This is a genomic window from Gillisella terrae (assembly GCF_004801395.1).
In the GTDB taxonomy this organism is placed as follows: domain Bacteria; phylum Pseudomonadota; class Alphaproteobacteria; order Rhizobiales; family Rhizobiaceae; genus Allorhizobium; species Allorhizobium terrae.
The window spans coordinates 81,452-106,149 of sequence record NZ_SSOA01000006.1 but is presented as its reverse complement, the minus strand read 5'-3'; the positions used below and the strand labels follow the sequence as shown (position 1 = coordinate 106,149).

The window sequence follows — 24,698 nt, the reverse complement described above, 5'->3', positions numbered from 1 at the left end:
CCCAAGAATGGACAAGCAATGAGCGAAGCATTCCCAAGAAACAATGGCACAGCTCTCAAACCGGAATGGTTTGAAGATGTGTCCGTCAATCGCAGTGCCTCCGAACGGCGTGCCGCCACAATCACCGCCCGGCGCTCGATCAAGAAGGAATATCAGGCTGCCTGGCAGATAAAGGCTATTACCTGCATCGATCTGACAACACTGTCTGGCGACGATACGCCCGGTCGTGTGCGCCGCCTGTGTGCGAAAGCGCGGCACCCGGTCCGCGATGATATTCTTGAGGCACTCGGCCTTGCCGACGCCGGTATCACAACGGGTGCGGTCTGCGTTTATCCAACCATGGTGCCTCATGCCGTCAAGGCGCTGGAAGGCACCTCCATTCCCGTCGCATCGGTGGCGACAGGCTTTCCTTCTGGCCTCACGCCACTGCCGCAGCGATTGGCCGAAATCCGCTATGCTGTGGAGCAGGGTGCCAAAGAAATCGATATCGTCATCACCCGTGAGTTCGTTCTGACGCAGAACTGGTCGGCACTCTATGATGAAATCGCGGCCATGCGTGAAGCCTGTGGCGACGCCCATATGAAGGCTATTCTGGCAACAGGTGATCTCAACACGCTCACCAATGTATATCGCGCCTCCATGGTGGCGATGCAGGCGGGGTCGGATTTCATCAAAACCTCAACCGGCAAAGAGGAGGTCAACGCGACCCTGCCGGTCAGTCTGACGATGGTGCGTGCGCTGCGCGATTATGGCGATCTGACCGGCCAGATGGTCGGGTTCAAGCCTGCGGGCGGGCTGAAGACAGCCAAGGATGCGCTGTCCTGGCTGACGCTGATGAAAGAAGAACTCGGCAATCGTTGGTTGGAGCCAGACCTGTTTCGCATCGGTGCCAGCTCAATGCTGGGCGATATCGAGCGGCAGCTCGAATATTTTGTCACCGGCCGCTATTCCAGCGCTCACCATCACGCTGCCGCATAAGGACCGAAAAAATGCGACCCATCAAGGACATTTTGGAAACCATGGACTATGGACCGTCTCCCGAGGCCAATGACGATGTGAAGCGATGGCTGGACATGCATGGCCGCTCATTTGGCCACTATATCAATGGCAAGTTCGTTTCACCGGAAGGCCGAAAGACCATTGCCGTGTCCAACCCGGCAAATGGCGAGAGTTTGGCGGAGATTGTTTGCGGCAATGAGGAGGATGTTGATCAGGCGGTCAAGGCCGCCCGCACCGCCTTTGGAAAATGGTCGAAGCTGTCGGGCTTTGAGCGTGCCCGCTATCTCTATGCCATCGCCCGCCATATACAAAAGCGCGAACGCTTCCTGTCCGTTCTGGAAACGATGGACAATGGCAAGCCGGTTCGCGAAACCCGCGATATCGACATTCCACTGGTTGCGCGCCACTTTTACCATCACGCCGGATGGGCCGAAATGGTGGAAGACGAATTCCGTGGTTTCTCGCCTGTTGGTGTTTGCGGACAGGTGATCCCCTGGAATTTCCCTTTGCTGATGTTGGCCTGGAAGATTGCGCCTGCACTCGCAGCAGGCAATACCGTGGTGCTGAAGCCTGCTGATCTGACACCGCTGACGGCCATTGCCTTTGCCGAAATCTGCCATGAGGTCGGCCTCCCAGTGGGTGTCGTCAACATTGTTCAAGGCGATGGCACCACAGGCGCTGCGATCTGCGGCCATGATGGTGTTGATAAAGTTGCCTTTACCGGCTCGACACAGGTTGGCCGCGTTATTCGCGAGCAAATTGCCGGTTCGGGCAAGAAGCTGTCACTGGAACTGGGTGGCAAGTCGCCCTTCATTGTGTTCGAGGACGCCGATCTTGATGCGGCTGTTGAAGGTGTTGTTGACGCCATCTGGTTCAATCAGGGCGAAGTATGCTGCGCCGGTTCCCGCCTGCTGGTGCAGGAGGGCATTGCCGAGACATTTTATGCACGACTGAAAAAGCGGCTGGAAACCCTGCGGGTCGGCGATCCACTGGATAAGTCAACAGATGTCGGCGCGATTGTCTCTGCCACGCAGGTGAAACGCATCACGGATCTGGTCCTCAAAGGCGTGGAAGAAGGGGGAGACCTATGGCAGGGCTCCAAGCCCCTCCCGGCCACTGGCAACTATGTCGCTCCCGGTTTCTTCACCAATGTGGATCCGGCATCGACCGTTTGTCAGGTGGAAATTTTTGGCCCGATAGCGGCCGCGACCACGTTCAGAACGCCCGATGAAGCCGTGTCGCTGGCCAACAACACCCGTTACGGCCTTGCCGCCTCGATCTGGTCGGAAAACATCAACGTTGCGCTTGATCTTGCAGCGCGTGTCAAGGCAGGCGTGGTCTGGATCAACTGCACCAACATGCTCGATGCGGGCGCTGGTTTTGGCGGCTACCGCGAAAGCGGTTTCGGTCGGGAAGGTGCGCGGGAAGGGCTCTTTGAATATCTGGCAGCAGATTGGGAAAAGAACATGGCGCTTCCCAAGCCCGTTAAAGCCTTTATACCCTCCGCATTGCCGAACGTTGACAGCAAGATGGCCACTAACGGTCTCGATCGGACCATGAAGAACTATATTGGCGGCAAGCAAGCCCGCCCGGACGGCGGCTACAGCTATTCTGTGACGGGCAAGGGCGATACCGTGATTGGTATGGCCGGAATAGGCGGCCGCAAGGACATCCGCAATGCGGTGGAAGCAGCGGCCAAGGCAAGCAGCTGGAGTTCCCTAACCGCCCATAACCGTGCGCAAGTGCTCTATTATCTCGCCGAGAACCTTGATGCCCGGCGCGACGAGTTCGTTGCCCGCATCATCGAGAGCACGGGCGTGAGCGAAAAGAAAGCGAGTGAGGAATTTGAAGCATCCCTGCACCGTATTTTCTATTATGCCGCGCAGGCCGACAAGTTCGATGGTGCTGTACACTCTACCAAGTCGCGTCATGTCACTCTTGCCATGAACGAGCCCTGGGGCATTGTCGGGATCGTTTGCCCGGATGAAGCGCCGCTGCTCTCAATGGTGTCGCTGGTGCTGCCAGCAATCGCGATTGGCAATCGTGTTGTCGTGATCCCGTCATCTCGCCATCCATTGATTGCCGGTGATTTCTATCAGGTGCTGGATACCTCGGATGTACCCGGCGGCGTCATCAACATTGTCACCGGCGAACGCGATCTGCTTGCAAAGACGCTGGCAGAGCATGATGAGGTTGCGGCAGTGTGGTATTTTGGTTCGACGGAGGGAAGCGCAATGGTCGAGAAGGCTTCTGCGGGCAATCTCAAGGCCACCTGGGTCAACAATGGCCGCCAACCCGATTGGCTGAATCGCACCGAAGCTCAGGGCCGCGATTATTTGCGCAGAGCCGCGCAGGTGAAAAACATCTGGGTGCCCTACGGAGCATAAACGGTGATGAGAGGCTCTCAGGTTAAGATTGAACCTGACAGCCTCTCAGTTAATCTCTTTTCTTGGCCTTTTCGGGACAACCGGTTTCCACTTTTCCCTGACAAACTCTAGCATCATTCCGCCTCCAATAGACCTTCCGCGCCGTCCTTTCTGTTTTCAGGGATGAGAAGAAGCTCTCCATCGCGGCGTTGTCCCAGACATTTCCAGAGCGGCTCATCGAGCAGGTAATACCATGATCGGTCATGATTAGCGCATCGGTAACCGGTTGGGCCGTCATGCTGACATTCATTGACCAGCCAACAACGCGGCGGGAGAATAAGTCGATCACGGCGGCCACATAAAGCCACCCTTCCGCCGTCCAGATGTAGGTGAAGTCTGCGACCCATCTCTGGTTGGGTCGCTCGGCATAGAACTGATGGTCGGGCACATTCGGTCCGATCACCGAACGCTCGCCCGCATCTTTCGGCAGGTCACGCCGCCTTGGACGCGCCCTCAGAGCATTTTGGCGCATCAGCCGTTCAATGCGATGAAGCCCGCAGGATAGCCCTTCCGCCAGCACGTCATGCCAGACACGGCGCGCACCATAGGTTCTGTCGCTTGAGCGAAAGCTCTGCCCGATCGTGTCGAGCAGGACTTCATCATAGCGGGCATGATCACTCGGCGAGCGATCAAGCCAGGCATGGAAGCCCGAACGTGAGACACCCAGCGCTTCGCAGAGCCATGCCGCAATTCCAGTTTCACGGCCAGATCGAACGGTGGTTTGCAATGAACGCGAAATTCGCTGCTTTGCGCGGCCCTTCGGGTCATATCACGTCCTTGGCAAAGTAGGCTGCGGCGTTCCGCCGGGCAATCGATTCATTGGATCGATTGCTCTTCCGGCTTCAATTTAAGATGTCACGCTCCGCCTTCAGCTTGCTCACCTCACGCTGCAGACGCTCGATCTCAAGCTGCTCTGGCTTCATCTGACCGTTACCAGTAAATGATTGAGCTGGATCTGCTCCGAATTCGCGCACCCACTTTCGAAGCATCGTCTCATGAACATCAAGATCGCAGGCCGCCTGAGCAACGCCGACACCGCGTTCCTTGACCAGTTTCACAGCCTCAATTTTGTATTCTCGACCGAACTGTCATCGTTGCATTCACACTCTCCGGTTTCATGCAGAACACCTTAACTCAGTGTCCACCAAACCGGCAGCAGGCCATTATGCGAAGCGCGTCCTATAGGCCGGATAAGACGCTCCGTCTAACGTCATTGCCGGACCCAATTTAGAAATACACTGCGCTTCCTATGATGCATCGAGCTTTGATTAAGGCTTCAGGCTTGCGTCGAGGGCGGGAGTGAAGCCGCTGAAGGACAGCGGCAGGGTCACAGCGCGCCGATTACCGTCCTCGAATGTGAAGCTTCCGGCTTGAGTTGCGGATTTTAGAGCCTGGAGGATTGGCGCGTCTACTTCGATCTCGGCAAAACAACCTTGCAAGCAGCGCTTATATTCAAGATGCAGAGGATTTGCTTTCTCGTCGATCTTTAATGTCACGCCAGTCGGCAACCACACACCAGATGGAACCTGCACCACCATCCGCAAACTGTCTTTGGGATCAATTTTCCCCAAAGCAACAGTCGCCACAAGTCCTCGACCTTCCACTTGCAGGTTCTGCACAATCTCGCAGGTCCGGGCGTTCTCCGCAGCAGTCACACACCGCACCAACCAATCCTGATAGGTTGCCGTTGTGCCCTGAGGTTGCGCATTGGTCTCGGCCGGAGCAACCGGCTTTGCTTGAGTTCCTGCCGCCTTTGTCTGGGCCACTGCCGAGAGCGGTCCGCCTGCAAGAGCAACCAAGAGGCTCACCAAAACGGCAGTTGAACGCTTTGTCATGTCTGCTTTACCTTCACTGTCATTCAAAGATTGATCCGCAACCCTGCGGATCAGCGAATAGGTCTATTACGGCTGCCGCGCAAACCATTTAAATAACATAATTTCAATGTTTTACGCAAAATATTGAAGTTGCTCAGCGCCTTGAATTTGGCAAACGCAAGGCGCAGGAAAGTCAGAATTTTACCGAGAACTGTGCACTGAAGGCATTCTGAACGCCATGGGTCGCTATTTGTCCCGAATAGTTAAACTGGAACTTCGAGGTTTCCGAAAGGTCATAGGCGACGCCGATACCGATCAACGCCGTATCCTTTGCTGTGGGCACACCAGAAACCCGGAATAGAGAACCTCCAGATTGGAACTGCGCAGTTGCATCAGAGGTGGTATCCCCATTTGCATGTTGCCAGCCCAAGGTCAGGCTTGGCGTCAAGACGCTTTCACCCAGGGTGATGGACGTTGCAGCCCGCGCCCCAAGCGTGGAGTAAAGCGTATTTTGCGAGTCGGTATTCACTGACAGTCCGGCACCGTTCAAACCGCGTTCCCTGAAGGATCCACCCTTTGTATTGACATAGGCCAGACCGACGAAGGGCTCGACATTATAACCGCCGACATCCAGGTCATAAGCCAATTCGCCAAAGACCTGGGTCGTGCCAAGCACACGGTCAGATCGCTCTGAATCGGAAAAGCCGGAGAACGAGACATTGCGTGATATCGTCACGTCATGCCATGAGTGCAACACGCCACCCCGCAAAGCAACGGGTCCAAATTGCTTGCCAGCATAAAGGCCAAGGTCGTAATTGGTCATTGAGCCGGAAGAATTGCGGCTATCGACATCAAAATGCGATTGGCTGAACCCGCCAATCAAACCCACCCGCATCGTATCTGACAGGTCCACATCAACGCCACCAAAAATACCGCCGATCGTATTGGAAACCGTTGCAGCATTGGTGTCGCCAAACCGCTCACCCCAGCCACCATAGCCTTGCATCCATACAGTGGGTAGAAGATTTTTGCCGATTTCGGTGCTTACAGGCCCACCCGCCTTGGCTGCGGCGTTCAAGGCGCTGGATGGATCTCCATTTGCCGCCTCTGACTGGCGAAGACGAGCCCCCACAGCATCACGCAGATAAATCGACTGCTGGTTTATGACTGTATTGGCTGACGCATAGATTTCGCCCGATAATTGATCCAAAGCGGACGATACCGCCGTCTGCGGCAGAGCATACAGAGCGTCGAACACCAGTTTTCCGGTCCCCAACGACTGCGCTGCATCTGCTACATTGGTCTGGTTGGCGGTGAGGGCGTAATTCCTGAAATTCGCGCCGTTATAGTTCAATGTCAAATAAACGTTCTGAGCATCGTAGCCCAAGAGCGGCGTCAGGAAAGCGTAGTTCGATGTGACACCTCCGAACGTTCCGGTGATCGTATTCGAGGTGGTGATAATTGCTATTTTGCTGGTGCTCGGATAACGACCCGCCACCGCAGATACCTGCACATTCGCGCCGGACGATATGGTGACCGGGCCATTTGCGATGATCAGGTCATGCGCCCCTTGAGGGGTCACATCGACAGCATAGATCGAACCACTGTTGAATGTCACCGGACCATTGACTGTCAGCGTACCCGGCGAATACCCCGGTGCTGCGGTACCACCCGAATTGATGACCAGACCACCTATCGATGCTGTGCCTCCCAAAACGCCACCCGCATTCACCGTGAATGGGGACGCGGTTACAGTGCCCAGTTGCAGTTGGGTAAAACTGTCTTCTACCGACACAGGACCATTGTAAGGTGAAGAGAACACCACCTTGCCACCGCCCTTGAAGGTCACGGAACCGGCGCCCGAAACAGATCCGTTAAAAACGTAATTGTCAGAACGGTTAAACACGAGGTTGGCGTTGTTCACCACATCGCCGATGATCGAACCAGTTATGCCACCATTGCCGATTTGCAGCGTGCCCTCGGCAATCGTTGTGCCGCCGGTGTAGCTGCTAGTCCCTGTGAGCACAAGAACACCGGAGCCGATCTTGACGAGGCCGCCCGATCCATCAATGACGCCGGAATAGATCGTGCTGCTATTGTTACCACCTGCTGTCAGCTTGGCCCCGGCAAGTGTAATGTTACCAGCCCCCGCAATCGATCCGACCGTCTCATTGCTCTGAACGGTCAGGCGCGCACCATTTGCCACGCTCACAGCACTCGTATCACCAATCGCCTGACCGCCGCCAACGATCAGCGTACCAGCATTGACGTTCGTATTACCAGTATAGGTATTGGTCCCTGTCAGTGTCAGCGTACCAGAGCCGAGCTTGTTGAAAATACCGGAGCCAGAAAGCGATCCCGCGTAGGTGCCTGCGTCGCTGCGGTTGAAGGCAAGAACACCGCTGTTGACAACATCCCCAAGGATTGAACCCGAAGTACCTCCATTGCCAATCTGCAAGGTTCCTTGCGTGACCGTCGTGCCTCCTGTGTAGCTGTTCAGCCCCGTCAAGATCAGTGTCCCGAGGTCGGTCTTTTCAAGGCCGGTTGTGCCCGTAATGTCCGAACTGATCGTCGCCACAAAAGACGCCCCAGAAGATGTTCCATCACCAACGCGAATGGGGGTCTGGCCAGACGGTGCTGCGAGCGTCAACTGTCCGCCAGTCAGGTTGTAGCCATCAACCATGAACTGGAGCCCCGGTGCAGAGACGGCTCCGAATGTATTGTCAATCGTCACCGTTCCGGCTGTTCCGCCAAACACGGCGAATGTGTTGCTCCATCCGCGTGATTGATTGGCCTGCGGTGTGGTCCAATTTGTCAAGCCGGCGTTGTTGCTCCAGGTGCCATTCCCGCCGTGAACTGTTCCATCTGCCGTTGTCTGACTGCCATTCCAGTATGACATTGTACTGGTCAGGGCCGACAGGTTAACTTGCCCCGAAACCTGCTGAATCTCGTAGGAAAAATCGCTCGGTGTCGTGCCAAGGCGAAGACCGGCGTTGGACGCAAGTGTGGTATAATCAAGCAAGCGATACACGCCCTGCGCCATCGCTCCGGCATTGGTAACATTCAGAATACCATCCAGAGACAATGTGCCGACAGAGGCAAGCGCAGTGCCTGTCGGCGCACCCAGACCCACAGACAGGATCGCATTATGCGACAGCGTCAAACCTGTCATGGAAAGGCCGTAGCCCGGAACGGTGGGTGGGGCGAGAGCCAACATGCCGCCATCCTGCACCGAGACGGTGCCATTGATAGCGCCACCATTTGTGGCCAGCAATGCAGCCCCAGACCCGACAGTTACGTCGCTGGTGAGGGATGTCCCATCCGAAATTTGCAGCGAGCCTTGTTCAACTGTTGTTCCGGCGACGGCACTGTTGGTACCGGCCAGTGTCAACTTACCGGAACCGCGCTTTATCAACGCACCAGAGCCTGAGATGGTACCACCCGCGACGACATCGTCGTAGCGATTAAAGACAACTGTACCGCTATTGGCAATCGCACCTGTGAGTGAACCAGTATTTGCACCATTCCCCAGTTGCAATATGCCTGCCGACACTGTGGTACCGCCGGTGTAGCTATTGGTGCCCGTGAGGGTCAAAGTGCCAGCGCCTGCCTTGGTCACAGATCCGGTGCCGGAGATAATGTTGGCATATTGCACATCATCTGAACGGTTGAAAACCAGGGATGCATTGTCCGTGATATTGCCAGCGATAGAGCCTGCCGTACCACCATTACCGATCGATAGCGTACCACCCGAGATTGTTGTGCCGCCGGTATAGGTGTTTGCGCCGGTAAGAATGGTGATGCCATTCAATTGGTTAACTTGGCCGCTGCCGGTAATATTGGCGGAAAGGCCGAAACTGTTACTGGTATGGTTGAGCACAAGCTTACTTGCGCCTGCACCCAACACGATTTCTGAGGTATTGATGGTGCCCGCCGCTGCTGCCGTTTGCCCGGAGGCTGCGCCAACATTCAGGGTGCCAGTTGAACCATTCAGATAACCAATCTTGATGGTGGCCGCAGAGATTTGCGCATCATCCGATAAGGTGAGGGTGCCTGTTCCTTCACTTCCCACATACAAATTGTTGTTCATTTGAAGGCGGGTATCGTGACCGTTCAGCGTCACAGTACCCTCAGAACCAACTTCGTTACCGATATAAAGGCGCTCGCCGCTGACCATACCGCCATTGCTGACCGTCAGGTTGCCAGTACCAAGCCGACCTACATTCAAAAAGCCGGAGTAGGTAACACTATTGTCAACAAATGCAGACCATTTCGCGCCGCTACCCGTGATGGTCATCGACCCGGACGATCCCGCCAGATCACCAAGCGTGCCTTGCAAGCCTGTAATTTGGCCGCCATTGCTCAACGTAACAGTGGCACTGGTGCCTGCGCTGTAGCCCGCAATGAAAACGCCAGAAAGGTTCATTGCTGAAGACGCGCCTGACACCATAAGGCTGGACGTCGAACCCGTGAGGGTTGAGACATACCCATCCACAGCGAACACCACGGCAGCATTCTCGACAGTCAGGGCACCATTGCCGCCGTTGCCGACATAGATGTTGCCGGTGCTTGTCCACTTGCTGCCAGAACCGGAAACCGTGACATGCCCATCCCCGCCGGCATTTGTGCCAATGGTGGCGTGGCTGCTGGTGAGCGTGCCGCCCGCATTAATGTTGAGCATCGCCTGACCGGTATTGCCGATGGTCATGGTAGAGAGGCCGAGCGAGCCGGTAAGCGTCAGAGTTCCCGCATCAATGGCCCCGGTGCCACCAAGGCCACCCGTGCCATTGCCCGTCAATGTCCATTGGCCGGCACCCGATTTGGTCAGATTGGCAAAGCCCTGGAAATTACCCGCAGCACCTACAGAATCAAGAGCAAGGCTGCCATTGCCTGAGCCTGTCAATTCCAGCATATTGCCTGTGCTGGCATTCACCACCTTGCCGACAAGCGTGGCTGTATCCGACAGGACGAGACGATTGCTTCCCGAACCCATGCTGATTGCTGTATCCGTTGCCGTGTGGGCGGTAATCGCACCATTTAGCACCACTGTACTGTCACCGTTACCAGTCTGCACAGCCGTTGATCCGGTAGAGCTAATTGTGCCGGTGTTTACGATCTGGTTGGTGGTGCCATTGAGGGATACTCCCAGGCTGGTAGCGGAGATCGTACCGCTATTGGTAAGCAACACCGCACCATTGCCGCTGCTGAGGCTGGCACCTGAGCCTGAAGTCGCCGTAATCGTGCCCGTGTTGCTCAGCGAGACGTTACCAATGGTAGCATTGGCGACGATGCCATTGGTGCCCGTCACACGTCCAGCATTGCTCAGCGAAATCGTGCCGTTGGCCGTCGCCGCATAAATGCCGCTATCTGAGCCAGCAACAACTCGGCCCGTTGCCGTGTTGGTGATCGTAACATTGTTGCTGCCTGATGCGGAAATGCCTTGGTTGGTCGTGGATGGACCAAGCGACGAGTCGCGCTGAGCCTCGATATAACCGCTATTGCTGACCGTAATATTGCCAGCGTTGGTCGCGGCCTGCACACCGATATAATTTCTAGCCAGAACGCTGCCAGAATTTTCGATAATCGTGTCGCCTGACTGTGACCACGCAATGAGGCCCTGTTTGGTCGTCGAGGTTACTGTTCCAGAATTTTCGATTTTGGAGGTACCCAGATAGTCAATGGTGCGAATGCCAGCGAGATAGGCATTGACTATGCCGCTATTGTTTACCGAAACCGGAACTGCCGTGGAGCCACCAATCGGGCTGCCGTCCGCGTAGATGCCGACATCGTCCGTGGATGTGACTGTGCCAGTGTTCGTGATAAGCACCGATCCGGCATTGCTGGTGGCAGTCAGCGCAGGAGAGCCCGTGGACGTAATACCTGCCCCGCTGGTGACAACAATATTACCGCCAATCTGATTTCGCACCCACAGACCGCCGGAACCGCCCGTATTGCTAAGGGTAACATCTGCATCCAAATTGACCGTGATGTCGGCCGCATAATCTTGAGCCGACACATTGACGGCACCGTTACCAGACGCAGTAACGCTGGTATTGGAAACATTGAGCGTTATCGCCAGCGGCTGGGTAACGAGCTGTGTTCCTGCCGGCCTGACCGAATAATTGATCCATCCGTTCGGAATCGTCATATCAGCAACGGTCGTTACATCCGTCCCATATGGCTGAATGTTCACGCCGCCGACGTCGCATTGAAAAGAGAGCACCGCTCCGTTGCTGGTGCAGCCAGCGGTCGCAGGACTCACGCTTGCAAGGCTGGCCGCGATCGCAATACCCAGGGTTTGCAGAGAAACACCTGCGCGCAGCAGCCCGCGCCGCTGAGATGCCTTGACAAATCCAGTCCGATTCATTGCTAACCCCTCAGCACTGAAGCTTTTCAACCAACTTAAAGTAGAATCTTCGAATCACAAAAGGCTGACAATACCCGTGCGCGAGAATCTTATTTTAATATCACTGAAATGGCATGTATAGACTCTTGCTGTCAACTGGGCGTTGCTGTTTATAAACAGGCCCTGATATGCAGGGGTTTCTTTGCGTTTGTGATCTTTATTGCCAGCGGTTACTTGCGCAGCCCGTTTGTGCGGCATGAGAGTTTGTCAGGGAAAAGTGGAATCCGATTTTCCTGATCAGACAAACGTAAACAAAGAATGTTAGAGTCTGTCTGGCTCAACCTGAACCTGACAGCCTCTACTGCATAATTCCTTAAATCAGAGTGGATTTAAGGTAAAAATTGTGCTCAGCCGTTGTTATTGATGCTGATTGGAAGTGTACGATCTCATTCCATCAGTTCAGATCGATATCTCATGCATCAGGCTCTGAGGTTTCGGTGAAAAAGGCAAGCAACTGAATAAGCGGTGGAATGACGAAGCTCCAAATTCCAAGCACCGTGATAGCCAGGGCGGCGGCGGCGCAACCCAAGGCGAAGGCGGCGAGATTGGCGATCATGCGCTTCATGCGCCCAATGATAGCAGGTTTGTGGCTGCCTGCGCGGCCATTGATGAGTTCTGCCGCATCCAGCATGATCTGCGTGGTTGTGCCGGTCATCAAGGTGGTGGGGGGCATTTTGCCGAGGTGGATGCGGTGCAGGCCATTCTGAACGGCCATGGCAATCACCAGAGTCATGCCAATGGTGACTTCAGCCAATTGATCCCCATGCTGTAAAGGGCCGTGAAGAATAGCCATAATGGCCGCAGCGATCAGAAAAAATAATTGTAACAAAAGCAAAAGCCGGATTTTTTGCTCACGTCCTTGTTTGAGGCGCAGCATGAACAGACCGGTCAGCAAAACAATGATGCAAAACACCGGCAGCGCCAGCAGTTTGGCCAAACCGCCACTGCTGCCAAAAACACTGGCAGCACCCAGCGTGACAAAGTTCCCGGTAACATGCGCCGTAAACAGTCCGGCTAAGGCGAGAAAGCCCATTGTATCAACGTAGCCAGCATTGAGGCTTAAAACAACGGCAAGATGTGGCTTGGCCATGGCATTTCCTTTTCATCTTCAGAACCAAGCATTGCGTGCGAACTGGGCATGCCCCGGCAGCAAGCCGGGGCATGCGGCGCGTTAGCTCTTGATAAAGGCGAGCAGGTCGGGATTGATCACATCGGCATTCACGGTCAACATGCCGTGCGAATAGCCCTTGTAGACCTTCAACGTGCCATTTTTTAACAGCTTGACGGCCAGTTCCGATGTATCGGCAATCGGCACGATCTGATCGTCATCCCCATGCATGACCAAGGTTGGCACGCTGATCTTTTTCAGATCTTCAGTCTGGTCGGTTTCCGAAAACGCCTTGATGCCATCGTAATGGGCCTTGGCGCTGCCCATCATGCCCTGACGCCACCAGTTGTTGATCACGCCCGGATAGATCTTTGCTCCATCACGGTTAAAGCCATAAAATGGGCCAGAAGGCACATCGAGGAAGAACTGCGCACGGTTGGCGGCCAGAGCAGAGCGGAAACCATCAAACACTTCCATTGGCAAACCGCCTGGGTTTGAGGCCGTTTTGAGCATCAACGGCGGCACGGCGCTGACCAAAACGGCCTTGGCGACGCGGCCTTGCGGCTCACCAAACTGCGCAACATAGCGGGCCACTTCGCCACCGCCGGTGGAATGGCCAATATGGACGGCATTTTTGAGGTTCAGGTGCTCAAACACGGCAGCGGCATCGGCGGCGTAATGGTCCATATCATGGCCGTCGCTCACTTGCGCCGAGCGGCCGTGGCCGCGACGATCATGGGCAATCACGCGAAAGCCATTTTGCACAAAGAACAGCATTTGTGCATCCCAATCATCGGATGACAGCGGCCAGCCGTGATGGAAAACGATGGGCTGAGCGTCTTTCGGACCCCAATCCTTATAGAAAATATCAACGCCGTCTTTGGTTTTTACGAAATTCTCTGTCATTGAGATAGCTCCATTGGTTTGCTGAGTGTTGGTCTTCATTGCTGCAAAGGCAGGTGCAATCATCGCAAGCGAGGCGCTGCCTCCTGCGATCAGGGTTTGACGACGGGAGAGCAAAAGTTTTACCATCGCGAGGCTCCTTTCAGGTGTCCGCTGTGCTCACAGCCAGTTTCAGTGAGAGGTGCTGTGAATTTCGGCGACATATCCACCTGGAAACTTGACCATCGCCGTTTCGACGCCGTTGGAGGTGAAGGGTTGCACGAGAACTTCAGCACCTGACTTTTTCGCCTTGCGCAGTGTTTGGCTCAGGTCGTGCACGGCATATCCGGTCATTTCTCGTCCATAGGGGTAGGGCAGATGTCCATCCGTGACGAAAGCGACGATATTGCCAAATGCGGAGGTCAGGCGAATCTGACGATAGGTTTCATTGGGCCGTCCGATGGTAACACCGGGCGCATCAGGCGTGTCTGACACAACATGGCCGCCGGAAAAGGCTAAAAAGCTGGTGAAAAAAGCATCGGCCTTTTGTGGTGATAGATAGACCCGGTTGTCAGGCACCGTATCGAACGCCTGATAATGAGGCGTTGTCGTGTGCCAATAAAGCTGCATATTCACGCCGCCCGGCCACCGAATGACCGCATCGCGGCCAATAGGGTCGGGAAATGGTGCAACCACCACCTCTGCGCCAGCCGCTATTGCCTGTTTGACGGCAACATCCATATCCTTGACGAGATATCCGGTGCGCTCCTGACCGAACGGATAGGGCACCGGTGTCTTAAAGCCAAACAGCGATACAGTGCCGACTGGTGTTTGCAGCAGTTGCGATGTTGTTTTGCTGGGTGTCGGGGTTACGGTCGCCACCACCTGCTTGGTGCTTTTGCCGCCAAATGTCGCCAAAAAGCTGCGGGAAAATGCATCGACATCTTTTGGCGCCACATAGACATGGGTGGTATCATATTGTGGCGCGACACCGATTTGTGTGTCATCGGCCAAGACCGTACCATGCAGCCCAAAACTGACGACAGCCGTGGCCAAGAGTTTTACGACCGTGCCTTTAATCGATTGTTTCATAATGATTTCCTTGTCCTGATTGTCGTCAGACCTATGAGCGTTCTTCATGGGCAGACAGACTGGCCAATTCATGCAAGAGGTTCTGCTTTGTGTCGAAGATCATTCAAGGCCACGAGGATGAACGCACCCACCAGACCGAGATGTTCAAAAAAGCCGTTGGTCGCCATCATGTGATCGGGACCGGGCGGCACCTGCCAAAAGCGGAGTGCCACAAACGTTGCCGCCAGTGTGAACAGCGCAAGAGCCAGCGCACCAAGCCACCGGCAAAAGCCGCTTAAGACCAAAAGGCAGCAAACAAGCTCGAAAACGATGACAGCCGCCGCGAACGGAGCGGCAGGCCAAAGCCCGAAATGCTGCATTTCGGCAATTGCCGATGCAAAATCGAAGAGCTTCATCAGGCTGCCCTGGAGATAGGCGGAGCAAAGTCCCAGCAATCCGATCCAGAGCAGGACTCTGCTTTTTGCAAAGGGTGCGATGGCTTGTACGATAGGCATTTCAACACGTCGGAGCATGCTTTTTCTCCCGTTCAAACAGCCCAGCACGAGCAACCAAGTGCGCCAAAAAAGCCCTTGAGATCGGCAATCGGCAGTTTCGATGTCCATGCACTCGCATGGTCATGGCCATGCACACCGCAATTGCTGGCGCATCCGCATGAGGAGATTGCGTGTCGGCGCAGTGAGTTGCGGCCAGCGCCTTCGGGCTCTGCCCACCCGCCATAACCGCCAAAGGTCCGCACAGGCGACCAATCCGGCATGGCCGGTGGCAGAGGGTTTTCATCGAGGTCAGCAAAATCGCCAGCGCCATAAACGATCTTGCCGCCAACCATGGTCAGGTCCGATGTCAGAAAGCTGATCTCGTCCTCCGCACAGGCGAAGAAATCCTGACTGGGCACGATCAGATCCGCAAACTGGCCTTTTTCGATCCGGCCCTTTTTGCCCTCTTCGTTGGAGAACCATTGAACCTTCTCTGTCCACATTCTCAGTGCCGTTTCACGATCAAGACAATTGGCGCGGGGATAGAGGTTCATGCCGCCGACGGTCTTGCCGGTGATCATCCACGACAGCGAGACCCATGGATTGTAAGAGGCAACGCGGGTGGCATCGGTGCCAGCCGACACCGGCACGCCTTTTTCCAGCATTTTGGCCACAGGCGGGGTTGCTTCGGCAGCGCCATAGCCATAGCGCTCGACAAAATATTCGCCCTGATAGGCCATGCGGTGCTGCACAGCTATGCCGCCACCAAGGGCTGCAATCCGGTCGATGGAGCGATCCGAGATGGTCTCGGCATGGTCAAAGAACCAGTTAAGGCCGTCCAGCGGAATATCTTGATTGACCTTCTCAAACACATCGAGGGCGCGCGAAATCGTCTCATCATAGGTGGCGTGAAGGCGCCATGGCCAACGGTTTTCGGCCAGAATACGCACAACGCCTTCCAGATCCTCTTCCATGTCCGGGGCCATATCGGGACGTGGCTCGCGGAAATCTTCGAAATCGGCAGCTGAAAACACCAGCATTTCGCCAGCGCCATTGTGGCGGAAATAATCATCGCCCTGCTTGTACTTGACCGAGGAGGTCCATTTCAAAAAGTCCTCCTTCTCTTCCTTGGGCTTTTGCGTAAACAGATTATAGGCAAGCCGCACCGTCATCTGCTGCTCATCAGCCAGCTTTTGAATCACCGCATAATCATCGGGATAGTTTTGAAATCCGCCACCGGCATCAATCACGCTGGTGACACCCAAACGGTTCAGCTCGCGCATGAAGTGGCGGGTGGAATTGACCTGATACTCAAAAGGCAGCTTCGGGCCCTTGGCCAGCGTGGCATAAAGAATGCCCGCATTGGGCTTGGCCAGCAGCAGACCAGTGGGATTGCCCTTTGCATCGCGGGTAATCTCTCCACCGGGCGGGTTTGGCGTGTCTTTGGTATAGCCAACGGCCCGCACGGCAGCAGCATTCAGCAAGGCGCGATCATAAAGATGCAGCAGAAAAACCGGTGTATCGGGCGCAATCGCGTTGATTTCGTCTATGGTCGGCAGGCGCTTTTCCATGAATTGATGCTCGGTAAAGCCGCCAATCACCCGCACCCATTGCGGCGCAGGCGTCACCGCCACCTGCCGCTTCAGCATGTTCATCGCATCGGCCAGCGAGCGAATGCCGTCCCAGCGCAGCTCCATATTGAAGTTCAAGCCACCGCGCACAACATGGGTGTGGTTGTCATTCAGGCCCGGCAACACACGCTTGCCCTTCAGGTCAACAATCTTCGTCTCAGGACCGGCAAACGCCATGATGTCGTGATCTCGACCCACGGCGAGAAACTTCCCATCCTTGATGGCAATTGCCGAGGCCGTCGGGTTTTCGCGATCAAGGGTCGTGACAAGGCCATGATGGAGAATAATGTCTGCGGTCATGGAATATCTCCAATGTCTAACAAAATGCGTGGTGCCAGTCTGCGGCGACCTCAGCTTGCGTTTTTCGTTTTCTCAGCATCCAGAACGGACGCGCGTGCAGCACCGTCACTGCCCTTTGGCAAATGGCCAAACACATGCGGTTTGATTTGGTGCAGCCATGACATTGCTGCGGGCTCATTCTTCCAGAAGCCTTTAGCGATAGGCACAATCTGTTCGCCCACCAGAATGCCCAGCAAACCAACCAGCGCCACAACCGGCGGCGCAGGCGAGCGAACATTGATGAGACTGTAGATGATACCAACGAGCAAACCTGCCGCGAGCGAGAAAAAATAGACCTTCATCGACGTGTCCTTGAATGGAAGGTGATATACGCAATCGACATGATGCGACCGAGGCTACACGGCCAGCAAATTTGGGAGCAAAGGAGACCGGCGCAAGCTCGCTCGCGCCGGATGTCACGTCTGGCCTGCTTAATGCCCTTCGGATGCACCAAACATCGTCTTGGCATAAGTAATGCCGATGCCGTAGGAACCCGCAAATTTCTTGGCGATGCCAGTGGTCATGTCATAGGTCTCGCTGCGTGCCCAATCGCGCTGCAATTCCAGCAAATATTGCACCGAGGTCATCGGCTGCGCACCGGCTTGAACCATGCGGTCCATGGCGCGGTTGTGGGCTTCATCCGAGACGTCGCCGCAGGCATCAGCGATAACATAAACCTCAAAGCCCTGGGCGATCGCCGACAGAGCAGGACCAACGATGCAAACGCCGGTCCAAAGACCTGCCAGCACGATGCGTTTTTTGCCAATACGGTTGACTTCGCCGATAACGGCGGCATCTTCCCAAGTGTTCATCGAGGTGCGATCAAACAGGGGCTGACCGGGGAAAGCCTCGGTGATTTCGCTGAACATCGGGCCGGAAAAGCTCTTTTCCGCAACCGTTGTCAGAATGGTGGAAACGCCAAACCCCTTGGCACCATGCGAAATAAGGGCCGCATTGTTGCGCAGATTAACCGCATCAATGCTCTTGGTGGCAAACGCCATTTGTGATTGAAAATCAATGAGGATCAGCGTGTGATCCTTTGGTTCCAACAGCTTCGGGCTCGGCGTGGGTGTCGCGTTCAGTGTCATGATGAGATGATCTCCGCTGGCTAAAAGTGGTTTTCAGCAATGGGCGGATTATTGTTCAACTGATCATCAACTTCTTGTCGATAACAACTCCAATTTGTACAATCTGGTTTGCAAATGATAGGCCGATTAAAATTGCCGAATACGACGCCACGACGCTGGTGTGGCTCCGGTCATTTTCAAGAAAACGCGCGTAAAATGGCTCTGATCGGCAAATCCGCACAAAATTGCGATATCTCTCAGCGATTGGGTTGAGGACAACATCACATCTTTCGCCTTTTCAATCCGCTCCAATGTCAGCCACTGATGAGGTGTCTTGCCAGTTGTTTCACGAAACGCCTGCAGGAATGCGCTTGTGGAGAGATTACAGGTTCGCGCCAGCTCTTCGACCGAGAGTTGGCCATCAAGATTGCTGCGCACTTGAGATTGGAGCGCCGCGAGAAGCCTTGTAGAAAGCATCCGTCTGCGGCCCAACGATTGCGCCGGGCGATTGCCATAATGTTGTGCCAGATGAATTCCGATGGCTACGGAAATCTGATCGACAAACAAGGCACTTTTGTTGATCTCCCCACCAACCGGGGAAAACAGCGCGGCCAGCAATCCGCCAAGAACCGGATCAGGACGTTCACTGACGCATTCCAGAGCGACAACACCTTTAATATCGGCCTCATCTGCCATAATCGCCATTGCTGCCTCACTCACTTCGAGCAGCAAAAAGTCAAAGGTTCCATGCAGATCGGCCTGATAATCCTCCGCGAAACTGCGTAGATAGACTGAGTTTTCCTCAAAATCATGCAGGCTCGAGTGATGCTCATGAAAAATGCGTCGCCGGTGCCCATTCGACGCAGACAGTCCCAGCAAATATCCTCGATTGTTGGCAGGGGTTATCACCCGCTCTTTCGGCGCACTCAAGGCTCCCTTGCGATAAAAATTCATTCTCCCATTGGAAATCGATTGATCAATTTTCAGCTTATCGCGGGAACAGCCAAGACTGTCGCGTGGTAAAGCTGCTTTTTCAGGCAAAACTTGATCCACTCTACCAACTCCTGCTCTATGATTCTGTCAGTCAAAGATGCTTCACGAAATACAATCTTTAAAAATGTGAAATGCTTCGCCTTTGCACTGCGGCTATAGCGAAACGCAGCCCATGCATATTGTGGAAAAGTCAGGCGTTTTGTATAAAAATGCGTGTCTTTCGATTGTCGCCGTCGCCCGCACAACCATCTCTCATTCAATTCTCACGATCTAAGCGATTTTGACGACGAAATTGCCCTGGTGTCAGGCCCATAAACTCTGCGAAAATCCGTGTCATGTGACTCTGATCGGCAAAGCCGCATTCGATAGCAATTTCCGCAATCGCTTGATCACCAAGCAGCATGTCCCGGCAGCGTGAAACCCGATATTTTGACAGCCACCGATAGGGTGTCTGTCCAAAACTTTCCTTGAAGGCCTTGATAAAGTAGCTGCGCGAAAGTTCGCATACATCAGCAAGATCTGCAATAGAAATTGACTGACTGAAGTTAGCCTCTAGAAACTCATTCACACGTCGCTCTTGCCATGGTGCCAACGTGCCTTTTTTCTCAACGGGAAAATACATGCCACCGTAGGTCTGGCTGAGATGCGCAAGAACCGCGAGATTTATGCGCTCAACAAAAAGCAGGTTGGCTGTGGCGGGATCATCCAATGAAGGCAGCAGCGCCCGCGCAAGGCCAAACATAACCGGGTCATAGCGAGCTTGATGACAGGATAACGCGGTAAAAAGCGGGCGCCCGGTTTCTGCTGCGAAATTATTCAACTGCGCGAAGGGAACATGGAAATGAACGGTATCAAAGGCTGAGAAATACTGAACCTGCCAATCCTGAGTAAGGTCAGTAATGATCATTGATGCCTGTTTCTGTGCACCACAACCGGCGAGCCGTCCACGGTGCCAACGTTTTACCTTGATAAGTTCTTGCATTTCCACGCTAATATCAAACGCTTCCGCCCGCGGCATAATCTGCACTTTTCCAGCATCATCACCTTCAGATCGCACCCGGCGTATCACAATGCCACCCTGAGCAATTGCGCCCACCATGCTTGGCTTGCCAGCAATCTGTGGGCTACCTTCAAGGGACGACATAGCACCGGCTGCAACGCTGATGTTCATAACGGTTACTCATCCTCTTTGAATGCGACGTGCAATCTTTGAAATTGGGCCATATTGACCCAAGGCTGATATTTTTGTCGAGGCGACCGTGCCTTATTGCGTCATCAATTCAACCAGCGTTTGCGCCAATCTTCTAGCGAAAAACCCGTAAATGTCGTAGAATCTTTCTCTGTGTTTTTCGTCATCGCGGAGAAAGCCGGCCCTCGTTGGTTTTGCGGCTTCGTATCGCCATACCTGTGTAGAAGATGGGCGCAAATTGCTACGGCAACATGCCCAAGGACAGGCGACGGTGTAGAGTGTTGCTGTTGAAGCAGCGGCAAAAGCACCCCGCCAAGGTTGCCCATGACATTATCATAGGCTCCCCGACAGCCGCGCAGATTTCGCGCCCCTGGAGCGTTCGAAAATTCTGACACCTCGGCCAAAAGAGCGCGCGGAATGAGAAAAGCCAAAGAGCGAAGCGTATCATACAATCTGATCGATGCTCCTTCCGCCAGATCCACCAGGCAAAGAGATCCTTTGTGGTAATCCATAATCGCGCTTTCACGCCCATCGGGCATCAAATCGCAATGGCGTGTATCATCAAGATAAAGCATCAGAAAAAAGCAGTCCTGCTTTGGAAGGTTTACCACGCGGGAGCCGCTGGCATCAACACGACACTCAAGATAGGTCACAGAAAACGCAGCCTCACGCACAGGCCTGATCCGCAGATGTGGCGCATTCGACACACCAAACAACCGCCCAACGGACAGTCCTCGCATCGAATCTTCGTGCACTTTCATCTCCTTAACAATGCCGCCACACAGTGCTTGCCGACATCCCGAGTAACACAATAGGCATTCCATTGTTCATGGTTGGCCATTTTAGATTTCAAATATAGAAGAATTGAAACTTGTTTAGTCTATTATCACATTTATTCTGCTCGACAGAGCCGGTTGCCGCTGATCTTTCTGTCATTCATTTGAACGATAATGCGTCGTTCGTCCAAACTCAACTGCATAAAAGAGGGGGGTCATTGCATTCTCCTTGCGAGTGACAACCCATTGGTATCATTTGCAAGTCGCACTTCATTCTTAAACCCAACCGGCTACTGCAAAAAATTGATAAGGTAAATTATGGAACATAATGTGCATGGTCGCTCTTTTGTCGTGTCAAAGTCAGCGATATGAAGCAAACTGTCATGCTTTCCCAGCGTATCTATAATCCTTCCAGCGGTTCACTCTCGAAGTTTATGGCCCATTTGCAAGCAGGATAACGAACAACTCTTCGCCTGAAGTTTGAACTGCGGTTCACAGCCACACTCGTCTGCATCGCTGATTCAATCCATAGGCAATGCCCGGATCCAAGCTTATCCGACTAATTGCCAATTCGCGGCCAGAGCAGCTCCGAATCATGCAACAAGAGGCAACACCACGTCCCATGCGGGATAGACTTTCTGGCCGATTGACAATTACTGCCTTCACTGCGAAACGGTGGCCTCTCCTTTCATCTCTCAAGGTTTAAACGATGCGATATCGGGGGCTTGACCTCAATCTTCTGGTGGCTCTTGACGCATTGTTGCGCACGCAGAACGTGTCGCGGGCGGCTGATGTCGTCAATATTACCCAGCCAGCGATGAGTGCGGCGCTTGCACGGCTCAGGCAATATTTTGGCGATCCGCTGCTGATTACCCGCAGTGGCAAGTCTGTGCTTTCACCCTTGGCCCAGACACTGTCGACACCGGTTTTCGAGATGCTGCGGACCATTGACCGCACGATCATCACCCAGCCGTCCTTCGACCCGAGCGTGGATGAGCGGGATTTCAGCCTGCTGGCCGCAGACACGCTTGTCGCGGGCTTCCTGGCAAAGCCGCTGCAACATATCTTCCAACAGGCACCGAAGCTGCGTCTCGAGATCGCGACACCCCATGGGGATCTCGGAGAGCGGCTGGAGGCAGGCCGTGTCGACCTGATCATTGCACCGGAAATGCATTGTTCGCCGGATCATCCCAAGGAGCTGCTTCTAGAGGAAGATCACCGTGTCATTGCCTGTCGCCAGACCTTCGCGCCCGACCACGTCACACTGGAGGACTATGCCGCAGCGGACCATGTGGAGGTTTTTGTCGGCTCGGGGCAAAAGCCCTATTTGCCTGAGCCTCTGTTTTCGTCTCTGGGATTTCGGCGGAGAGTCGCCGTGAAGCTGGATAACTTCTCCCTCGTGCCGTTTTTCCTTTCGGGTACAAAGCGGCTGGCAACATTGCCGGCGAAGACGGCCGAGCTTTACATGTCCTTTGCGGACCTGAAGCTGCTGGATCCCCCCTTTCCTATTCCGCCCGTCCGGCTCGTCATGCAATGGCATTCGCGCGCCAATGCTGATCAGGGGCTGAACTGGCTGCGCGCCAATATCAGGCATCATCTCGAGGCGGAGGACCAGCAGTATAAATCCCATTTATACCGCCTCGCGTTGCAAACGATTTGAACATCTACGCCAGCTGCTGCTAATGCATGATTCCTTAAATCAGAGTGGGTTTGAGGCAAAAATTATGCAGCAGATTAAGAGTGTTAGAGCACCGAGCGCCATATATGGTGCGCGGCCCTGTAACTCCCGCTGCACATATCAACACACGCATACCGGGAGAGAGACGCCATGTGCGAGAATTGCAAGACACCTCAATTGAATATGACGAGACGGAATACACTGGCGACGCTGGGTGCCGGGCTGCTTGGCCCTTTTTTGGCCTCTGCACTGCCACGACCGGCTGCCGCGGAAGAGGTCAAAAGCGCTGGCCAGTCGCCGCGTGAGATCCTGATCCGCGGCGGATATGTGATGCCCGTCGACCCGACGATGAAGGATCTGGTCAAGGGCGACGTGCATATCAAGGATGGCCAGATCGTTGCGGTCGCGGAGCGGATTGAGGCCTCGGGCGCGGACGTTATTGATGCGTCCGAGATGATTGTTCTGCCGGGCTTCGTCGATACCCACTGGCACATGTGGGATGGTCTCTGGCGGGGCCTGGTCAACGATGCCACGGACTATTTCAACCGGCACGACCTGCTGCCCTATTACAGCGTCGAAGACCATCACACCGCCGTTCAGTATGCGGCGCTGGAAGCGATCAATGCTGGATTTACCACCTGCCATAACTGGGCGCACGGCCTGCGGAACTATGATGACATGGAGGCCGAACTGTCAGCGCTGCAAGAGGCTGGCATTCGCGCGAAGCTGAGCTATAACGGCGTCATTCAGAACGTGCCAACCCCCGCTGCCGATTTTCAGCGTGCGCTGGAGTGGATTGCCGCCCATGGAAAGGGCCGGTTGGGTCTCGGCATGACTCTGGACAATGCCGGGGAGTATTTCAAGCCGCAGGTCGAACTTGCCCGGAAACTGAAGCTGCGCCCGATCACGGACCATGGCGGCTTCATGGCGTATCCGGATGTCATCGGACCCGAATTTATCTTTACCCATGGTGCCGGTATTGCGCCGGAGGCCGTCGCTCTGATCGCTGGCAAGAAGCTCGGGGTTGCCCTGTGCCCCAGCACAGACCCGATGATTGGTGCCGGGCTCCCACCCGTCTACGCGTTGATCAAGGGCGGCGTTCCGCTCGACAATATCAGTATGAGCATCGACGTCACCTGCCAGTCGCCAGCCGATCCCTTTGCCGGGATGAGAACCCTGGTCAATTCCAGCCGCATCCAGCAGGTAGAAGCCAACAAGCTGACCGGCGATTTGCTGGGAATTGCCCACAAGGGCCTGAAATGGGCTTTCAGCTATCGGGATGCCATTCGCGTCGGAACACTGAGTGGCGCGCATGTGCTGGGCCTTGCCGACCAGATCGGTTCGCTGACGCCGGGCAAGCGGGCAGACGTCATCCTCGTGCGCACCGACCAGCCCAACATGCTGCCAGCTGCAAATACCAACCCCGCCTTCCAGCTCGTCCAGCACGCAGCGCCAACGGATGTCGATACCGTGATCATTGACGGCATCATCCGCAAGCGCCAAGGCAAGCTGATCGGCGTCGATGTCCATGCCGTTGTTGAAAAGGCGGCACGGGCTCAGGAGTCCATTCGCAAGCGGGCCAACATGCCGGTGCTCAATACAACACTTTGATGTCCGTTCGTCGCGATGTCACCATCGGATGATGTCAAGACCGCATGGCATTGATGGCCATTCGGGCAGGCGTGCCCGCAACGCCCCGGAGCGAAATATTCACTCCGGGGCTTGGTTCATCCACACCAGACAACCACCCATTCGTGACACGGTAAAGTACCTCAACGCCTCGAAGCGGTGGGCGATATGCTTTATGTCGTATTCGCAAGAAACC

The 24,698-nt window shown here is 54.8% G+C and carries 16 protein-coding genes and 1 pseudogene; 4 read left to right on the top strand and 13 right to left on the bottom strand.

Annotated elements, in window-relative coordinates; genetic code table 11:
* Positions 1 to 18: 18 nt before the first annotated feature.
* Positions 19 to 978, top strand: a complete 960-nt coding sequence (gene deoC / locus E6C51_RS12900) for a deoxyribose-phosphate aldolase (protein ID WP_190236257.1) — start codon at positions 19 to 21, stop codon at positions 976 to 978.
* An 11-nt stretch (positions 979 to 989) separates the two neighbouring features.
* Complete coding sequence (locus E6C51_RS12895; protein ID WP_190236256.1) at positions 990 to 3,386, top strand: aldehyde dehydrogenase family protein; 2,397 nt, start codon at positions 990 to 992, stop codon at positions 3,384 to 3,386.
* 106 nt (positions 3,387 to 3,492) lie between these two features.
* Here the strand turns inward: E6C51_RS12895 and E6C51_RS12890 are convergent.
* From E6C51_RS12890 to E6C51_RS12830, 13 genes and pseudogenes are all read right to left on the bottom strand, one after another.
* Positions 3,493 to 4,492, bottom strand: a pseudogene (locus E6C51_RS12890) (IS3 family transposase); the annotation flags it as partial.
* A gap of 201 nt (positions 4,493 to 4,693) precedes the next feature.
* A complete protein-coding gene (locus tag E6C51_RS12885; RefSeq protein ID WP_230987271.1) occupies positions 4,694 to 5,287 on the bottom strand; it encodes an invasion associated locus B family protein in 594 nt (197 codons plus the stop codon).
* A 145-nt stretch (positions 5,288 to 5,432) separates the two neighbouring features.
* The gene (locus E6C51_RS12880; RefSeq protein ID WP_190236255.1) at positions 5,433 to 11,606 is read right to left on the bottom strand and encodes an autotransporter domain-containing protein; all 6,174 of its coding nucleotides are present in this window, start codon (positions 11,604 to 11,606) and stop codon (positions 5,433 to 5,435) included.
* A 451-nt stretch (positions 11,607 to 12,057) separates the two neighbouring features.
* Entirely contained in the window at positions 12,058 to 12,735 is a 678-nt protein-coding gene (locus E6C51_RS12875) for a DUF1275 family protein (RefSeq protein WP_190236254.1), read from the bottom strand.
* Between the two features lie 81 nt (positions 12,736 to 12,816).
* Positions 12,817 to 13,785 (bottom strand): alpha/beta fold hydrolase, encoded by a 969-nt coding sequence (locus E6C51_RS12870; RefSeq protein WP_190236253.1) that lies wholly within the window; start codon positions 13,783 to 13,785, stop codon positions 12,817 to 12,819.
* A gap of 42 nt (positions 13,786 to 13,827) precedes the next feature.
* Positions 13,828 to 14,727, bottom strand: coding sequence for a VOC family protein (locus E6C51_RS12865; protein ID WP_190236252.1), 900 nt, complete (start codon positions 14,725 to 14,727; stop codon positions 13,828 to 13,830).
* Between the two features lie 68 nt (positions 14,728 to 14,795).
* Positions 14,796 to 15,221 (bottom strand): DoxX family protein, encoded by a 426-nt coding sequence (locus E6C51_RS12860; protein ID WP_230987295.1) that lies wholly within the window; start codon positions 15,219 to 15,221, stop codon positions 14,796 to 14,798.
* Positions 15,222 to 15,253: 32 nt separating this feature from the next.
* Positions 15,254 to 17,131 (bottom strand): amidohydrolase, encoded by a 1,878-nt coding sequence (locus E6C51_RS12855; protein ID WP_190236250.1) that lies wholly within the window; start codon positions 17,129 to 17,131, stop codon positions 15,254 to 15,256.
* A gap of 50 nt (positions 17,132 to 17,181) precedes the next feature.
* Positions 17,182 to 17,472 carry a XapX domain-containing protein gene (locus tag E6C51_RS12850; protein ID WP_190236249.1) on the bottom strand — a complete coding sequence of 97 codons (291 nt, stop codon included), beginning with the start codon at positions 17,470 to 17,472 and terminating at the stop codon, positions 17,182 to 17,184.
* Positions 17,473 to 17,601: 129 nt separating this feature from the next.
* A complete protein-coding gene (locus tag E6C51_RS12845) occupies positions 17,602 to 18,258 on the bottom strand; it encodes a hydrolase (protein ID WP_190236248.1) in 657 nt (218 codons plus the stop codon).
* 126 nt (positions 18,259 to 18,384) lie between these two features.
* Positions 18,385 to 19,290: a helix-turn-helix domain-containing protein gene (locus E6C51_RS12840; RefSeq protein ID WP_230987270.1), complete on the bottom strand. Its 906-nt coding sequence runs from the start codon at positions 19,288 to 19,290 to the stop codon at positions 18,385 to 18,387.
* Positions 19,291 to 19,486: 196 nt separating this feature from the next.
* Positions 19,487 to 20,401 carry a helix-turn-helix domain-containing protein gene (locus E6C51_RS12835; RefSeq protein ID WP_230987268.1) on the bottom strand — a complete coding sequence of 305 codons (915 nt, stop codon included), beginning with the start codon at positions 20,399 to 20,401 and terminating at the stop codon, positions 19,487 to 19,489.
* Between the two features lie 104 nt (positions 20,402 to 20,505).
* On the bottom strand, positions 20,506 to 21,180 hold the full coding sequence (locus E6C51_RS12830) for a hypothetical protein (RefSeq protein WP_190236247.1): 675 nt from the start codon (positions 21,178 to 21,180) through the stop codon (positions 20,506 to 20,508).
* 724 nt (positions 21,181 to 21,904) lie between these two features.
* Here E6C51_RS12830 and E6C51_RS12825 point away from each other — a divergent pair.
* Both E6C51_RS12825 and E6C51_RS12820 read left to right on the top strand, forming a co-directional pair.
* Entirely contained in the window at positions 21,905 to 22,855 is a 951-nt protein-coding gene (locus tag E6C51_RS12825; RefSeq protein WP_269141829.1) for a LysR family transcriptional regulator, read from the top strand.
* Between the two features lie 201 nt (positions 22,856 to 23,056).
* The gene (locus E6C51_RS12820) at positions 23,057 to 24,484 is read left to right on the top strand and encodes an amidohydrolase family protein (RefSeq protein WP_190236245.1); all 1,428 of its coding nucleotides are present in this window, start codon (positions 23,057 to 23,059) and stop codon (positions 24,482 to 24,484) included.
* Positions 24,485 to 24,698 lie beyond the last annotated feature (214 nt).

What these genes read in the sequence shown, in the direction of transcription:
- E6C51_RS12875 (WP_190236254.1), bottom strand. Translation starts at nt 12,735, where the DNA reads ATGGCCAAGCCACATCTTGCCGTTGTTTTAAGCCTCAATGCTGGCTAC.
- E6C51_RS12830 (WP_190236247.1), bottom strand. Translation starts at nt 21,180, where the DNA reads ATGAAAGTGCACGAAGATTCGATGCGAGGACTGTCCGTTGGGCGGTTG.
- E6C51_RS12870 (WP_190236253.1), bottom strand. Translation starts at nt 13,785, where the DNA reads ATGGTAAAACTTTTGCTCTCCCGTCGTCAAACCCTGATCGCAGGAGGC.
- E6C51_RS12865 (WP_190236252.1), bottom strand. Translation starts at nt 14,727, where the DNA reads ATGAAACAATCGATTAAAGGCACGGTCGTAAAACTCTTGGCCACGGCT.
- E6C51_RS12860 (WP_230987295.1), bottom strand. Translation starts at nt 15,221, where the DNA reads ATGCCTATCGTACAAGCCATCGCACCCTTTGCAAAAAGCAGAGTCCTG.
- E6C51_RS12820 (WP_190236245.1), top strand. Translation starts at nt 23,057, where the DNA reads ATGACGAGACGGAATACACTGGCGACGCTGGGTGCCGGGCTGCTTGGC.
- E6C51_RS12850 (WP_190236249.1), bottom strand. Translation starts at nt 17,472, where the DNA reads ATGAAGGTCTATTTTTTCTCGCTCGCGGCAGGTTTGCTCGTTGGTATC.
- E6C51_RS12835 (WP_230987268.1), bottom strand. Translation starts at nt 20,401, where the DNA reads ATGAACATCAGCGTTGCAGCCGGTGCTATGTCGTCCCTTGAAGGTAGC.
- E6C51_RS12845 (WP_190236248.1), bottom strand. Translation starts at nt 18,258, where the DNA reads ATGACACTGAACGCGACACCCACGCCGAGCCCGAAGCTGTTGGAACCA.
- E6C51_RS12855 (WP_190236250.1), bottom strand. Translation starts at nt 17,131, where the DNA reads ATGACCGCAGACATTATTCTCCATCATGGCCTTGTCACGACCCTTGAT.
- E6C51_RS12895 (WP_190236256.1), top strand. Translation starts at nt 990, where the DNA reads ATGCGACCCATCAAGGACATTTTGGAAACCATGGACTATGGACCGTCT.
- E6C51_RS12880 (WP_190236255.1), bottom strand. Translation starts at nt 11,606, where the DNA reads ATGAATCGGACTGGATTTGTCAAGGCATCTCAGCGGCGCGGGCTGCTG.
- deoC (WP_190236257.1), top strand. Translation starts at nt 19, where the DNA reads ATGAGCGAAGCATTCCCAAGAAACAATGGCACAGCTCTCAAACCGGAA.
- E6C51_RS12825 (WP_269141829.1), top strand. Translation starts at nt 21,905, where the DNA reads ATGCGATATCGGGGGCTTGACCTCAATCTTCTGGTGGCTCTTGACGCA.